The sequence below is a fragment of the Pseudomonas sp. LPB0260 genome, assembly GCF_013388395.1.
Genome location: NZ_CP058247.1, coordinates 218,323 through 230,891 on the forward strand (window position 1 = coordinate 218,323; position 12,569 = coordinate 230,891).

15 protein-coding genes are annotated in these 12,569 nt (G+C 64.0%); 8 read left to right on the plus strand and 7 right to left on the minus strand.

Annotation, left to right across the window (positions count from 1 at the left end; genetic code table 11):
* Positions 1-31: 31 nt before the first annotated feature.
* Complete coding sequence (thpR, locus tag LPB260_RS00955) at positions 32-556, minus strand: RNA 2',3'-cyclic phosphodiesterase (RefSeq protein ID WP_208706790.1); 525 nt, start codon at positions 554-556, stop codon at positions 32-34.
* A 221-nt stretch (positions 557-777) separates the two neighbouring features.
* Between thpR and LPB260_RS00960 the strand changes: the two genes are divergently transcribed.
* Positions 778-1,086 (plus strand): class I SAM-dependent methyltransferase, encoded by a 309-nt coding sequence (locus LPB260_RS00960; protein ID WP_208706791.1) that lies wholly within the window; start codon positions 778-780, stop codon positions 1,084-1,086.
* A gap of 9 nt (positions 1,087-1,095) precedes the next feature.
* Here the strand turns inward: LPB260_RS00960 and greB are convergent, their stop codons facing one another.
* Genes greB through LPB260_RS00975 form a run of 3 tightly spaced genes read right to left on the minus strand, consistent with a single transcriptional unit; the run spans position 1,096 to position 4,815 of the window.
* Positions 1,096-1,593: a transcription elongation factor GreB gene (gene greB, locus LPB260_RS00965; protein ID WP_208706792.1), complete on the minus strand. Its 498-nt coding sequence runs from the start codon at positions 1,591-1,593 to the stop codon at positions 1,096-1,098.
* A 34-nt stretch (positions 1,594-1,627) separates the two neighbouring features.
* Entirely contained in the window at positions 1,628-4,132 is a 2,505-nt protein-coding gene (locus tag LPB260_RS00970; RefSeq protein ID WP_208706793.1) for an ABC transporter permease, read from the minus strand.
* Positions 4,132-4,815, minus strand: coding sequence for an ABC transporter ATP-binding protein (locus LPB260_RS00975; protein WP_208706794.1), 684 nt, complete (start codon positions 4,813-4,815; stop codon positions 4,132-4,134). The genes LPB260_RS00970 and LPB260_RS00975 overlap by 1 nt, the downstream gene beginning before the upstream one ends.
* A gap of 10 nt (positions 4,816-4,825) precedes the next feature.
* Between LPB260_RS00975 and LPB260_RS00980 the strand changes: the two genes are divergently transcribed.
* The 3 genes from LPB260_RS00980 to LPB260_RS00990 all read left to right on the plus strand — a co-directional run bounded on the left by LPB260_RS00980 (position 4,826) and on the right by LPB260_RS00990 (position 6,803).
* Positions 4,826-5,431 (plus strand): arylesterase, encoded by a 606-nt coding sequence (locus LPB260_RS00980; protein WP_208706795.1) that lies wholly within the window; start codon positions 4,826-4,828, stop codon positions 5,429-5,431.
* 58 nt (positions 5,432-5,489) lie between these two features.
* Positions 5,490-5,771: a hypothetical protein gene (locus tag LPB260_RS00985; protein WP_208706796.1), complete on the plus strand. Its 282-nt coding sequence runs from the start codon at positions 5,490-5,492 to the stop codon at positions 5,769-5,771.
* Between the two features lie 75 nt (positions 5,772-5,846).
* Positions 5,847-6,803 (plus strand): L,D-transpeptidase family protein, encoded by a 957-nt coding sequence (locus tag LPB260_RS00990; RefSeq protein WP_208706797.1) that lies wholly within the window; start codon positions 5,847-5,849, stop codon positions 6,801-6,803.
* Positions 6,804-6,938: 135 nt separating this feature from the next.
* Here the strand turns inward: LPB260_RS00990 and oprI are convergent, their stop codons facing one another.
* Positions 6,939-7,190: an outer membrane lipoprotei OprI gene (gene oprI, locus LPB260_RS00995; protein WP_003239826.1), complete on the minus strand. Its 252-nt coding sequence runs from the start codon at positions 7,188-7,190 to the stop codon at positions 6,939-6,941.
* A gap of 577 nt (positions 7,191-7,767) precedes the next feature.
* Between oprI and LPB260_RS01000 the strand changes: the two genes are divergently transcribed.
* Both LPB260_RS01000 and LPB260_RS01005 read left to right on the plus strand, forming a co-directional pair.
* Positions 7,768-9,033: a hypothetical protein gene (locus LPB260_RS01000; protein WP_208706798.1), complete on the plus strand. Its 1,266-nt coding sequence runs from the start codon at positions 7,768-7,770 to the stop codon at positions 9,031-9,033.
* Between the two features lie 20 nt (positions 9,034-9,053).
* Positions 9,054-9,335: a GNAT family N-acetyltransferase gene (locus LPB260_RS01005; protein ID WP_208706799.1), complete on the plus strand. Its 282-nt coding sequence runs from the start codon at positions 9,054-9,056 to the stop codon at positions 9,333-9,335.
* A gap of 56 nt (positions 9,336-9,391) precedes the next feature.
* On the opposite strand, the gene LPB260_RS01010 is transcribed toward LPB260_RS01005, so the two are convergent.
* Positions 9,392-10,468 (minus strand): 3-deoxy-7-phosphoheptulonate synthase, encoded by a 1,077-nt coding sequence (locus LPB260_RS01010; protein WP_208706800.1) that lies wholly within the window; start codon positions 10,466-10,468, stop codon positions 9,392-9,394.
* A gap of 172 nt (positions 10,469-10,640) precedes the next feature.
* Positions 10,641-11,060 carry a PilZ domain-containing protein gene (locus LPB260_RS01015; RefSeq protein ID WP_208706801.1) on the minus strand — a complete coding sequence of 140 codons (420 nt, stop codon included), beginning with the start codon at positions 11,058-11,060 and terminating at the stop codon, positions 10,641-10,643.
* Between LPB260_RS01015 and LPB260_RS01020 the strand changes: the two genes are divergently transcribed.
* Together LPB260_RS01020 and LPB260_RS01025 are read left to right on the plus strand one after the other, a co-directional pair.
* Entirely contained in the window at positions 11,059-11,445 is a 387-nt protein-coding gene (locus LPB260_RS01020; RefSeq protein WP_208706802.1) for a thioredoxin family protein, read from the plus strand. The two genes, LPB260_RS01015 and LPB260_RS01020, sit on opposite strands and share 2 nt — an antisense overlap.
* Positions 11,446-11,609: 164 nt before the next feature.
* Complete coding sequence (locus LPB260_RS01025; protein ID WP_208706803.1) at positions 11,610-12,515, plus strand: 5'-nucleotidase; 906 nt, start codon at positions 11,610-11,612, stop codon at positions 12,513-12,515.
* The last annotated feature ends 54 nt before the right edge of the window (positions 12,516-12,569 follow it).

The window sequence follows — 12,569 nt, forward strand, 5'->3', positions numbered from 1 at the left end:
ACTGTCGCTGTTACGGGGCGAAACGCCTTTATTAGTCGTTTCGCAACAGTGGCCACTGCTGGAGCTGCTGGTAGACGCTGCCGCTCGGCCCCGTTTCGGAGGCGAACAGGGCGAAATGATCGACCGGCCAATCGAAAGTTGGGCGAGCCTTCGGCCGACGGGTGCTGCAGCGGCGCAGCAGGGTCAGGTGGGCGAGAAAGGGTCGAGCCTCCAAGCCGAATCCGCCCCCAAGCAGCGCTTCGTGCAGCTGCTCGACCAGCTCCAGCAGGGCGGCAGGCGGTTGACTTGGGGCCAGGTAGAGCAAACCGTTGCGCCGGTGCACCAGTCGGTCCAGTTGCAACTCGAAAGCCCTACTCTGCACGGTCGCGGCGAGGCCTTTCAGCTCCGCCAAACGACTGCCGGGCTGCTGGCCGAGGAAGGCCAGGGTCAGGTGCAGGTTGGCCGGGGGCACCGGCCGGCCCGGCAGGTGGAGCCCGTCGTGCCAGAGGCCAATGCGCTCGGCCAGGCCCGGTGGGCAGGACAGGGCGAAGAATAGGCGCAGGGTATCGTCGTGCATGGCGTGGCTTCGGCTGCGAGGTGGCAGTTGACAGTATTGCGCAGGCTTCTCTAGGATGCCGACTGCGCCGATTTAAACAGCTACTTGCGGGGCGCCGAGTTACCTGCCGAAGGCCGGGCTCTGAGAGGGTTTCTACGAAGCTCTCGAAATACCGCTAAAGCGCTGGTTCGGTGTCGCCTCTCACCGCTGCCCAGCGGGATTCCTGAGGCGGAGACGCGAGCATGACCTGTCCCCAACCGCTGATTCGATTGGCCCCGATAACCACGGGCCTGACCTTGCGCAACGCCAAGATCCTCCTTGGCGGCAGCCATCAGCCGACCCTGTTGCGCTACCTCGACGGCTGGCCGAAACGCTGGGGCGGATCGCCGACCTTCCTGATCCAGTTCACTCACGATGGGGAATCCCTGGCGCGATTTGCCAGCGACAGCTTCGATCTGGCGGTAGTGCAGGCGCCGAGCGCCGCTCAGCTGGAGGACGCGGTGCGCGAGCTGACCCGGGTCGCCCGCCAAGGCTTGATCACACGGCGTTAAGACCCCGACTCAGGGGTAGTCGATGGCGACCACATACCAGGTCTTTTCCCCGGTCGGCGTCTGTACCCGTACTTCGGCATCCAGGCTCTTGCCAATCAGGGCGCGGGCCAGGGGCGAGTCGATGCTGATCAGGTTCAGCTTCAGATCGAGCTCGTCCGGCCCGACGATGCGGTAGCGAGCCTCCTGGCCATCCTCATCCTCGAGGGTGACCCAGGCGCCGAAGTAGACCTTGTCCGGATCGCTGGGGCGTACGCTGACCACCTTGAGGCTTTCCAGGCGCTTGGTGAGAAAGCGCACGCGGCTGTCGATCTCACGCAGCATCTTCTTGCCGTAGGTGTATTCGGCGTTTTCCGAGCGATCGCCCTGGGCGGCCGCCTCGCTGACAGATTGAGTGACCTGGGGCCGGCGCACGTGCCACAGCTCATGCAGTTCGGCGCGCAGGCGCGCTTCGCCTTCGGGGGTGATCAGTGGGGTGCCGGCGGAACGGGGTGGACGATAACGACTCATGGGACTGCTTTGGCGATGGCAAGCCGCGATCTTATCAGCCCTCGCGCAGCACCGTCAGCGGGCTGACGTTCAACGCCCGGCGAGTGCCGATAACGCCGGCGCCGCCCACCAGCAGGGCGCCGATCAGCGGCAGGATCAGCAGCCAGGGGTGCGGCTGCCAGTTCAGGTCGAAGGCGTAGCGATACAGCAGGAAACTGATCAGCTCGCAGCCGAGCGCGGCCAGCAGGCCGCTGGCCGTCCCGAGCAGGGCGAACTCGCTGCGCCGGGCGCTGACCAGCAGGCGGCGCTCGGCGCCCAGGGCGCGCAGCAGTGCGCCCTGGCGAATGCGCTCGTCCAGCGTCGCCTGCAGGCCGGCGAACAGGACTGCGAGCCCGGCGGCGAGGACGAACAACAGCACATACTCGACGGCCAGGGTGACCTGGGCGACGATGCTGCGCAGCTGCGCCAGCAGGGCGTCGACCTGCAGCAGGGTGACGGCGGGGAAGGCGCGCGCGAGCTCGACCAGTTGGCGTTCCTGCCGCGGCGGCAGGTAGAAGCTGGTGAGGTAGGTGACCGGCAGATCCTGCAGGGTGTCGGGCTCGAAGATCATGTAGAAGTTGGGGCGGAAATTGTTCCAGTCCACTTCCCGTAGGCTGCTGACGCGGGCGTCGCGGCTGAGTCCGCCGACACTGAAGCTCAGGCGATCGCCGAGTTTGATCTGCAGACTCTCGGCCAGCTTTGATTCCACCGAGACGCCAGGTAGTTCGCCATCCTTGGTGGTGCTCCACCAGCTGCCGGCCAGCAGCTGATTGTCCGCGGGCAGCTCGCTGGCCCAGGTCAGGCTCAGGTCGCGGCGGATGGCGCGCTCGCCCTGACTGTCCTTGCTGACGACCTGACGCACCGGCTCGCCATTGATCTTGACCAGGCGCCCAGGAACGACCGGGTAGAGCGGCACGGGTTCCGGCGACAGTTTGGCCAGGCGGGCGGCGAAGGCGTCCTTTTCGGCAGGCAGCACGTTCAGGGCGAAATGATTGGGTGCCTTGGCGGGTAATTGTTCCTGCCAGGTGTCGAGCAGCTCGCCGCGCAACAGGGCGATCAGCGCCATGGCCAGGATGATCAGGCCGAAGGCCAGGGACTGTCCGACTGCGGCCAGCGGGTGGCGCAACAGCTGGCCGAGGCCGAGGCGCCAGGGCAGGGCGGCGCGCGACAGCAGTCGGCGCAGCGCCTGCAGGCCGAACAGCAGCAGGGCGCCAAGCAGCAGGGTGGCCAGCAGGCCGCCACCGAGCAGGGCCAGGGTCAACTTCAGGTCCAGGCTCAGGCGCCACATGATCAGTCCCAGTGCCAGCAGCGCGGCTCCATAGACCAGCCAGGAGCTGAGTGGAACCGGCAACAGGTCACGGCGCAGCACCCGTAACGGCGGTACCCGCCCGAGTGCGGCCAGCGGCGGCAAGGCAAAGCCGGCGAGGGCGACCAGTCCCGTGGCCATGCCGGCCAGGGCGGGGCCTGGCCCACCTGCGGGCAGATCGGCGGGAAGCAGACCCTGCAACAGATAGAACAGGCCATGCTGACCGAGCCAGCCCAGCAGGGCGCCGCTCAGGCTGGCGGCCAGACCCAGCATCGCCAGCTGCAGGCTGAACAGTCCCAGCGCCTGCCGGCGTGACAGGCCGAGGCAGCGCAGCAGGGCACTGGCATCGAAACGCCGGGCAGCGAAGCGCGCGGCTGACAGCGCTACCGCGACACCGGCCAGGAGAACCGCAGCCAAACTGGCCAGGTTCAGGTAGCGCTCGGCGCGCTCCAGGGCACCGCCGACCTGGCGGCTGCCGTCACGCGCATCCTCCAGGCGCTGGTTGGCGGCCAGGCTGGCCTCGACCGCCTGCCGGTAGGCGCTGAGCGCCTCGGGCGAGCCGCGCCACTGCTCGCGGTACCTGACCCGGCTGCCCGGCTGCACCACTTCGGTGGCTGCCAGATCGTCCAGGTGCATCAACACGTGCGGGGTCAGGCTATAGAAATCTCCGGCCTCATCCGGCAGGTAGGTCAGCACACGGCTCAGGCGCAGGCTGGTCGAGCCGAGCTCGATACGCTCGCCGACCTGCAGGTTGAGGGCCGTCAGCACCCGCGCCTCGGCCCAGGCCTCGCCAGGCCCCGGCCCGGCGCCGGGCTGCTCCGCGCCATAGGCGGCCGCCGCGCTCCTCAATTGACCGCGCAGCGGGTAATTGCCGTCGACCGCCTTGACGCTGACCAGCTGGATCGCTTCGTCGCTGGCGATCACGCTGGAAAACTCGACCAGCCGGGCGTGCTCCAGGCCCAGGCGTTTGCCCGCCTCGATCTGCGCGGGGGCGGCCGGCGAGCTGCCGGTCAGCAAGAGATCGGCGCCGAGGAACTCACTGGCGCGGCGCAGCATGCCGTCGTTCAGTCGTGCGCTGAAATAACCGATCGCCGTGCTGGCCGTGACAGCCACCAGCAGGGCAAAGAACAGCACGCGCAGCTCACCGGCGCGGGCATCGCGCACAAGCTGGCGAGTTGCCAGCCCCAGCAGGCGGGCGAAAGGCAGTCCAGTCATCAGGGTTCCACGTGATCGATCAGCCGACCGCCTTCCAGGCGGATAAGGCGCTGACATCGGTGGGCCAGGCGCTCGTCATGGGTGACCAGCACCAGGGTCGCGCCGCGTTCCCGGTTCAACTCGAACAGCAGCTCGCTGATGCGCTCGCCGGTGTGGCTGTCGAGGTTGCCGGTCGGCTCGTCGGCGAATAGCACCGCCGGCTCGGCGACGAAGGCGCGGGCGATGGCGACGCGCTGTTGTTCGCCACCGGACAGCTGGCGCGGGTAGTGGGTAAGGCGCTGGCCCAGGCCGACTCGGTCGAGCAGGGCGCGGGCGCGCTCGCGGGCATCGTGCCGGCCTTCAAGCTCCAGCGGCAGCATCACATTCTCCAGGGCGTTGAGGCTGTCGAGCAGCTGGAACGACTGGAAGACGAAACCGACGTGTTCGGCACGCACGCGCGCGCGCTGGTCTTCATCGAGGCGGCCGAGGTCGTTGCCCGCGAGGGTGACCTCGCCATCGCTCGGCAAGTCCAGGCCAGCGAGCAGGCCGAGCAGGGTCGACTTGCCTGAGCCGGAGCTGCCGACGATGGCCAGGCTGTCGCCCGAATTCAATTCGAGGGAAAGACCGTGGAGTATGGTCAACTCGCCTTCCGTGCTGGGAACCACTTTGCTAAGGTTCCGCGCGGTGAGAATGCTCGAGGTCATGGAGAATCCGATGCGTAGAGGGTTGGTTGTCGCCGTTTTCGCTCTGCTGCTATCGGTGCAGACCGCCGTGGCCGATACCGTGCTGGTGGTCGGCGATAGTATCAGCGCAGCTTTCGGCCTGGATACCCGCCAGGGCTGGGTCGCACTCCTCGAGCAACGCCTGGCCGCACAGGGCTACCCGCACCGGGTGGTGAACGCCTCGATCAGCGGCGACACCAGCGCAGGCGGCGCCGCTCGGCTTCCTGCGCTGCTTGCCGAGCATCGACCGAGCCTGGTGGTACTCGAACTGGGGGGCAATGATGGCCTGCGCGGACAGCCCCTGGCGCAACTGCAACAGAATCTTTCGGCGATGGTCGATCAGGCGCGGGGTAGCGGCGCTCGGGTGCTGCTCTTGGGTATGCGCCTGCCTCCTAATTACGGTGCGCGCTACACCCGGGGGTTTGCCGAGGTGTTCACCGCGCTGGCCGAGGAGAAGCAGGTCGCCCTGGTGCCGTTCTTCCTCGAGGGCGTTGGTGGCGCCCCAGGCATGATGCAGGACGACGGTATCCACCCCACGGCCGCCGCCCAGCCGGTCCTTCTGGAAAATATCTGGCCGCGCCTGCAGCCGCTGTTGTGACAGGCTTTTCTGCACTCAACCTTTCGGCTAATGTGGCGCCCCCGCCCTGGAGCCCTCGATGCCGCGTCCTGCCTGGTCATTGCATGCCTATCAACTGATCGAGCCGGACGAACAGCTGGATCTGTTCGCCTGTCGGGAGGTACGCCTGCACCTGGTCGCGCGCCAGCTGGAGCTGGGCGAGTACGCCGATCGAACCCTGTGCGGCGGCCTGCTGCCCGCGCAACCGCGCTGGCGCGGGCTGGCCAAGCAGATGCTGCGCGACGCGCGCCTGTGCCCGGGATGCCGCGCCACCTTCGAGGCACAGCGCCGTGGCCTTAGACCCGATTGGCCGCTACGTTGAGTACTCCCGGATAGCCTGCGGGCGGTGTACAATCGCCTATTGAACTTGTCAGCCATTCTCGCCAAGGATTACCGGATGTTGTCGCGCATTCCTGCCGTCGCCCGCTCCCTGCCTCTCGCCGCATTGTTTGCCGCGGGCTCCGTCTTTGCCCTGGAGTTGCCTTTGCCGCCGCCCGGCGAGGACATCATTGGCCAGGTACAGGTGGTCAAAGCCAAATACGAAGACACCTTCGCCGATCTCGGTGTGGCCAACGACCTGGGCTACCTGGAGATGATCGCCGCCAACCCGGGCGTGGATGCCTGGCTGCCGGGCGAGGGGACCGAGATCATCCTGCCCACACGCTTTATCCTGCCGCCGGGTCCGCGCGAGGGCATAGTGATCAACCTGGCGGAGTACCGCATGTACTACTTCCCGAAGGGGCAGAACGTCGTGCATACCTATCCGCTTGGGATCGGGCGCGAGGGCTGGAGTTCGCCAGTGACCGACACCAAGATCACGGGCAAGACCCCGAATCCGGGCTGGACCCCACCCAAGTCGATTCTCGAGGAGCATGCCGCCAACGGCGATCCATTGCCGTCCTATGTACCGCCGGGCCCCAACAACCCGCTGGGTCCGTACAAAATGACATTGTCCGTGCCGGGTTACCTGATCCATGGCACCAACAAGAAATTCGGCATCGGCATGCGTGTCAGCCATGGCTGCTTCCGCATGCTCAACCAGAATGTGCTGCAGCTGGCCGATATGGTGCCGGTCGGAACGCCGGTGCGCATCCTCAACGAGCCGTACAAGTTCGGCCGCAGCAACGGCAAGATTTACCTCGAGGCGCATACGCCTCTTGAGGATGCGGGTGCAACGTCGGTGGTCGATAAGCACACTGCCGTGATCAACGCACTGCTCAAGCGCGAAGAGCTGGGCGATCTGCGCCTGGACTGGAAGATGGTGCGCGAAGTAGTTGCGGCCGAAGATGGTCTGCCGGTGGAAATAGCCGAGCCCGATACGACGCTGGTCAGCAGCGCTAGTTTGGCGTACTGAGTCGCCGACTGATGATAGAACCCGCCCTGCGCGAGCAGCGGCGGGTTTTTTATTGCCATTTGAATGACACTTTCCGCAGGCAATAAAAAAGCCGACTCAGAAACCTGAGTCGGCTCTAACAGCCGTTGCGGGCTATTACTTGCGGCTGGCTTTTTCCAGCATGCGCAGAGCGCGCTCATTGGCTTCGTCAGCGGTCTGCTGAGCCTTCTGAGCAGCGGCCAGAGCCTCGTCAGCCTTGCGATAGGCTTCGTCGGCACGGGCTTGAGCGCGAGCGGCTGCGTCTTCGGTAGCGGTCAGGCGCGCTTCAGTTTCTTTGGACATGCTGCTGCAACCGGTAGCCAGAACTGCGGCCAGGGCCAGAGCAGAGAATTTCAGAACGTTGTTCATCGTGTTCCCCTTAAGGTGGAGTTTTCCATAAAAGCAATTTCCCAATGGTGGGAAATTAGCCGGCGTACATACTACCTATAACCGGCAGTAAGTAAACGGAGCGCAGGTGGGCGCAGCGCATTTTTTTCACCATCTTGTGGCGTGCGACTATAAGTGGTGCCGTTTTGTATAAAAAACATACAGCTCGTCGAGGCTCTCCCTGTACTGCCCGGTAATCGCAAGAAGTCAGGATCGCGCAGCCGGCGCGGCCAAGTAACCGCAATTTAAGTTTCCCGCCTGCCGGCGTTTCCGGGCAGACCGCGGCGCGCCGGGGACAGCAGGCATGAAGGTTTATTGGTGCGGATCATCCGTTAGCGACGCGCTGGCATCACTGGTGCTTCTTGCAAGCGGCAGGCCGGTAGGGTGTGTTGCGTCTATTGTTTCCGGAGCGCCGCACTGATCTGCCAGGGAGCACGTGTCGCGGGGCCAGTCCTGAGGAGGCTAAGCCATTGATTCAGCATGGCCGATCCCGAGGTGGCCTGATAAGCTCCGGCAATCTGTAATTCGGAGTTACCTGTCTCGGGCCAAGGATGCATGCATGTCGAAGTTGATTAAATGGAGTTTGTTGGCGGTACTGGCGATTGCAGTGCTGATCAAGCTGTCCCTGTGGTTGTCGGTGCGTTCGGTCATGGACGATTTCGCCCAACGACTCTCGCCAGTCATGGATATTCGCTACGGCGGAATTACCTCGTCCTTCGATGGACGGGTAGGCTTGAGCAACGTGCAGATTCGCGTGCCTGCAATGGGCGATAGCCTGCAGGTGGCTCATGCCGAGCTCAAGTTCGAGGGGCTAGGCGAGCTGCTGCGCTTCAAGGAGCGCCTGGCCGAAGGCAAGTTTCCCGAGCAGATGGCCGTAAACCTCGAGCGCTTGAGTCTGAATGTGCACGGCCCGTTCATGCGCCAGCTCTATGCGGCGCCGGCCGAGCGCAGCCTGTTCACGGCAATGAGCGAGGTCGCTTGCGGCAAGGTTCGTAACATAGGTGCGGACGAGTTGCTGGATATGGGCTATCGCACCTTCGAGACCGACGGCCAGTTTTCCTACCGATTTCAGCCTGGCGCGCAGACGCTCAGTTTCAGCCTGACTTCCGATACCCGCGACATGGGCGAGTTGCGTGTTGCCTTGTCGGTCATGAATATGCCGGACAATCCTGGGGATCTGCGCGTCAATCCACCCCGCGTACAGCGGGTGAGTGTCGAGTTCAACGACAACCAGTACCAGCGCAAGGTACAGGACTATTGCGCCGCCAAGCTCGGGATGGATAGAGAGGCCTATTTGACGGCCTCAGTCGAGCAATTCCAGAGAGTGCTGCGTAGCCAGCGCATTGCGCTTGACCAGCCGCTACTGGATGCCTATGCCGACTACCTGGACGATCCGCAGTCGCTGCGGGTCGAGCTCGAGCCCACCGAAGGCATGGTCTGGGATGGCCTGCAGTTCTTCGATCCCAAGGATGTATTGGCGATGCTGCGACCGGTGGTCCTGGTCAATCGCCGGGCGGTGCAGCCGCTTGGGTTTTCCTGGGTCGATCCTGCTTCGCGACCTGCACCCGCTGCGCAAGAGCCAGAGGCCGAGCAGCGAGTCGGCTCTGTGGCGGACGGCGCGCGCACCGGCTTCGTCAGCGTGTCCAGTCTGGCCAATCATGTTGGTAAGCGTTTGCGTTTTGTTACCTACGATGGCATGTATTATCAGGGTATCCTGACGCGGGTTGCCAACAACAAGGCCTATCTCCGCCTGCAGGCGGGCAACGGTACGGCACAAATGTCGCTACGCCTGGAAAAAATCGATAAGGTTCGGGTGCAGTTCTAGGGTCCACGAGAGGAGTAGCAATGAGCGAGGCGTTGTCCATTCACCATGACCAGAGAGGTCATCAATTCGAGACCATAGTGGATGGGGATCGTGCCTACCTGGCGTATATGGACCTGGGCAAGCAAACCTTGGACATTTACCGGACCTTCGTGCCGAACTCGCTGCGAGGTCGCGGCATCGCCGCGGCACTGACAGAGCACGCCCTGCAGTACGCCGAGCGCACTGGCTATACGGTGATTCCCTCGTGCTCCTATGTCGAGCGCTATATCGAGCGACGCCAGCGCCTCACCGCCAAGAGTTGAGGGGGCGGGGCAAATAAAAAAAGCCGGGCAATGCCCGGCTTTTTAGTGCCGCCTGATCAGGCGCGATGCCGCTTTGGCAGCACATCCTTGAGCTTGGCATGCATGCCGCGCAGGGTCTTTTCGGTGCTGTCCCAATCGATGCACGCATCGGTAATGGAGACGCCGTACTTGAGCTGGGCCAGGTCCTTGGGGATCGACTGGTTGCCCCAGCCCAGGTGACTTTCCACCATCAGGCCGACGATCGATTGGTTGCCCTCGAGGATCTGATTGGCCACGTTGTCCATTACCAGGGGTTGCAGCGCCGGATCCTTGTTGGAGTTGGCGTGGCTGCAGTCGACCATGATATTCGGGCGGATGCCGGCCTTGGTCAACTCCTGCTCACACACGGCGACACTGACCGAATCGTAGTTCGGCTTGCCGTTGCCGCCGCGCAGTACCACGTGGCCATAGGCGTTGCCCTTGGTGGTGACGATGGATACGCCCCCTTCCTGATTGATACCGAGGAAGCGGTGCGGGCTGGAAACCGACTGCAGGGCGTTGATCGCGACGGTCAGGCCACCATCGGTGCCGTTCTTGAAGCCCACAGCGGAGGACAGGCCGGAGGCCATTTCCCGATGGGTCTGGGACTCGGTGGTACGAGCGCCGATGGCCGACCAGCTGATCAAGTCCTGAAGATACTGCGGGGAGATCGGGTCGAGCGCTTCGGTAGCGGTCGGCAGGCCCATCTCGGCCAGATCGCGCAACAGTTGACGGCCGATATGCAAGCCATCCTGAATCTTGAACGAGTCGTCCAGGTAAGGGTCGTTGATCAGCCCCTTCCAGCCGACGGTGGTGCGTGGCTTCTCGAAATACACGCGCATCACCAAATAGAGACTGTCCGACACTTCGGCGGCCAGCACCTTCAGCCGCTCGGCATATTCATGGGCGGCCTTGATGTCATGGATCGAGCAGGGGCCCACCACCACGAACAGGCGATGATCCTTGCCGTCGAGGATATCGCGAATCACCTGGCGACCCTTCGCGACAGTGCGCAGCGCGGAATCGGTCAGGGGAATTTCCCGCTTGAGCTGCGCAGGGGTGATCAGGGTCTCGTTGGAGGCAACGTTAAGGTCGTCGATCGGTAAATCAGCCATCGTGCTTTTCATCAGGTCAGGGTCGTCAGGTCACGGGTGCCGGCCGCCAGCGATCCCCGTGTGGCGGAGCACAGCAGTATGAGCACAGCGGGGAAGCTGAACCTTAGCGCGATAAGGGTCGGCGAGACAATGGGGCGAAGGGCGTTACTCGGCTCGCAGAGGGTAGGAATGGCTAAGTGAGGCTGGCGTCGGAGAATTCGCCGGCATGCTGGGCGATCCATTCCCCGGCGACGCTCTCGATCTGCAATTGCTGGCCGAGCTCCCGCTCACGTTGCCGGCGATAGTGCTCGATCTGGCAGACCTGCTCGACCATGCGGGCACGGAACAGCGTGTCCTCATCGGTAAATGCGATACCCACCAGATAGTCTTCGTCGAGCTTGTGACACCAGGCCACCACGCCCTCGTAGCGCGCCTGCTCGCCAAGTAGTGGGATACGCAGCTCAACTGCCGTGCCGCGGCGAAAACCGCGGCTGGAGTTGCACGCCACGCCGCCCAGGCTGATATTGTTCAGGCGCTGGCCGGGCAAGGCTTTCTGTTTGCGGAGCACGAGCTCCACGGGCATATCACTGGGATGACGCAAGAAACGACGCATGACTACCGACCCCCAATGCCATCAAATTGACATCGTTAATCACAGTATAGTGAACGAACTGCAATTGACCGATTTAGATGCGGATCGCCAACTGCTCGATCTGCCCGGTACCTCGTTGCTCATATTCACAAGCACGGGTTGTGCCAGCTGCCGCTGGGCGCGTCGGGAGTTGCCGCTGCAGCCGCTGCCTGTGGCGCGCCTGGCCTGGATTGATGCCGCCGACAATGCAGGATTGGTGGCGCGCTACGAGGTCTTCCACCTGCCGGCCCTGTTCGTGGTGCGCGATGGTCAATTTTTCGGCGCGCTGCAGAGCCGTCTGCGCACCGACGATCTACTCGACGCCCTGGCTGAGGCCCTCAGGCGTCCCGCGGACGATCTTCCTTGACTACAGCCCGCCAGGGTCCGCGTATATGCTGACAGTCGCGCATCGAGCCAGGTGTTGTCCCTGGCCGCCGCCGGGAGAGCGGGCGTCCACCGCCGCGGCTTCGCACCCCGTACCAAGTCCTGTGCTTTCTCGCTCAGGCCGACCACTAGAACGTTGAGGTGTGCATGAGCAAGGGAATGGGCGACAAACTGGTGCTGGCGATCTCCTCGAGCGCGCTGTTCGACTTGCGCGAGAGTCACCAGGTGTACGAAAGCCAGGGCGTGGAAGCCTATCGCCAGTACCAGATCGAGCACGAGGACGAGATCCTGCTCCCCGGCGATGCCTTTCCCCTGGTCGAGAAATTACTCGGCTTGAATCTCGCCCTGGGGCAGTCCCGGGTCGAGGTGATCCTGGTCTCGCGCAACAGCGCCGATACCGGCTTGCGTGCATTCAACTCGATCCAGCACTACGGACTGGGCATCTCCCGCGCCGCCTTCGTCGGCGGGCGCAGTCCCGACCCGTACCTGGCGGCCTTTGGCTGTCAGCTGTTCCTCTCGACCCACGCCGAGGACGTACGCAACGCGCTACGCTCGGGGTTTGGCGCGGCGACCATCCTCTCCGGTGGCGCCCGCCGGGCGGCGAGCAACGAGTTGCGCATCGCCTTCGACGGCGATGCCGTGCTGTTTTCTGACGAGTCGGAGCGGGTCTACCAGCAAGGCGGGCTGGAAGCCTTCCAGAGCCATGAACGCGACGCCGCGCGCCGGCTATTGGGCGGCGGCCCCTTCAAACCCTTCCTCGCCGCGCTGCATCTCTTGCAGCAAGAGTTTCCCGAGGAGTCCTGCCCGATTCGTACGGCGCTGGTTACCGCCCGTTCGGCGCCGGCCCATGAGCGAGTCATTCGCACCCTGCGCGAGTGGAACATCCGCCTGGATGAGTCCTACTTCCTGGGTGGGCTGGAGAAGGCGGCGATCCTCGAGGCTTTCGCCGCCGACGTGTTCTTCGACGACCAGCCCGGCCACTGCGAGAAGGCCCGTGAGGTGGTAGCCACAGGCCATGTCCCCCATGGCGTGAGCAACGAGCTGCAGCCCTAGTCGATCCCCCGTGCATATATCCATTCGTCCTAAATGGCCCCGCCTTAGTTGACT

Coding starts and splice junctions, on each gene's coding strand:
- thpR (WP_208706790.1), bottom strand. CDS start 556: ATGCACGACGATACCCTGCGCCTATTCTTCGCCCTGTCCTGCCCACCG.
- LPB260_RS00960 (WP_208706791.1), top strand. CDS start 778: ATGACCTGTCCCCAACCGCTGATTCGATTGGCCCCGATAACCACGGGC.
- greB (WP_208706792.1), bottom strand. CDS start 1,593: ATGAGTCGTTATCGTCCACCCCGTTCCGCCGGCACCCCACTGATCACC.
- LPB260_RS00970 (WP_208706793.1), bottom strand. CDS start 4,132: ATGACTGGACTGCCTTTCGCCCGCCTGCTGGGGCTGGCAACTCGCCAG.
- LPB260_RS00975 (WP_208706794.1), bottom strand. CDS start 4,815: ATGACCTCGAGCATTCTCACCGCGCGGAACCTTAGCAAAGTGGTTCCC.
- LPB260_RS00980 (WP_208706795.1), top strand. CDS start 4,826: ATGCGTAGAGGGTTGGTTGTCGCCGTTTTCGCTCTGCTGCTATCGGTG.
- LPB260_RS00985 (WP_208706796.1), top strand. CDS start 5,490: ATGCCGCGTCCTGCCTGGTCATTGCATGCCTATCAACTGATCGAGCCG.
- LPB260_RS00990 (WP_208706797.1), top strand. CDS start 5,847: ATGTTGTCGCGCATTCCTGCCGTCGCCCGCTCCCTGCCTCTCGCCGCA.
- oprI (WP_003239826.1), bottom strand. CDS start 7,190: ATGAACAACGTTCTGAAATTCTCTGCTCTGGCCCTGGCCGCAGTTCTG.
- LPB260_RS01000 (WP_208706798.1), top strand. CDS start 7,768: ATGTCGAAGTTGATTAAATGGAGTTTGTTGGCGGTACTGGCGATTGCA.
- LPB260_RS01005 (WP_208706799.1), top strand. CDS start 9,054: ATGAGCGAGGCGTTGTCCATTCACCATGACCAGAGAGGTCATCAATTC.
- LPB260_RS01010 (WP_208706800.1), bottom strand. CDS start 10,468: ATGGCTGATTTACCGATCGACGACCTTAACGTTGCCTCCAACGAGACC.
- LPB260_RS01020 (WP_208706802.1), top strand. CDS start 11,059: ATGACTACCGACCCCCAATGCCATCAAATTGACATCGTTAATCACAGT.
- LPB260_RS01015 (WP_208706801.1), bottom strand. CDS start 11,060: ATGCGTCGTTTCTTGCGTCATCCCAGTGATATGCCCGTGGAGCTCGTG.
- LPB260_RS01025 (WP_208706803.1), top strand. CDS start 11,610: ATGAGCAAGGGAATGGGCGACAAACTGGTGCTGGCGATCTCCTCGAGC.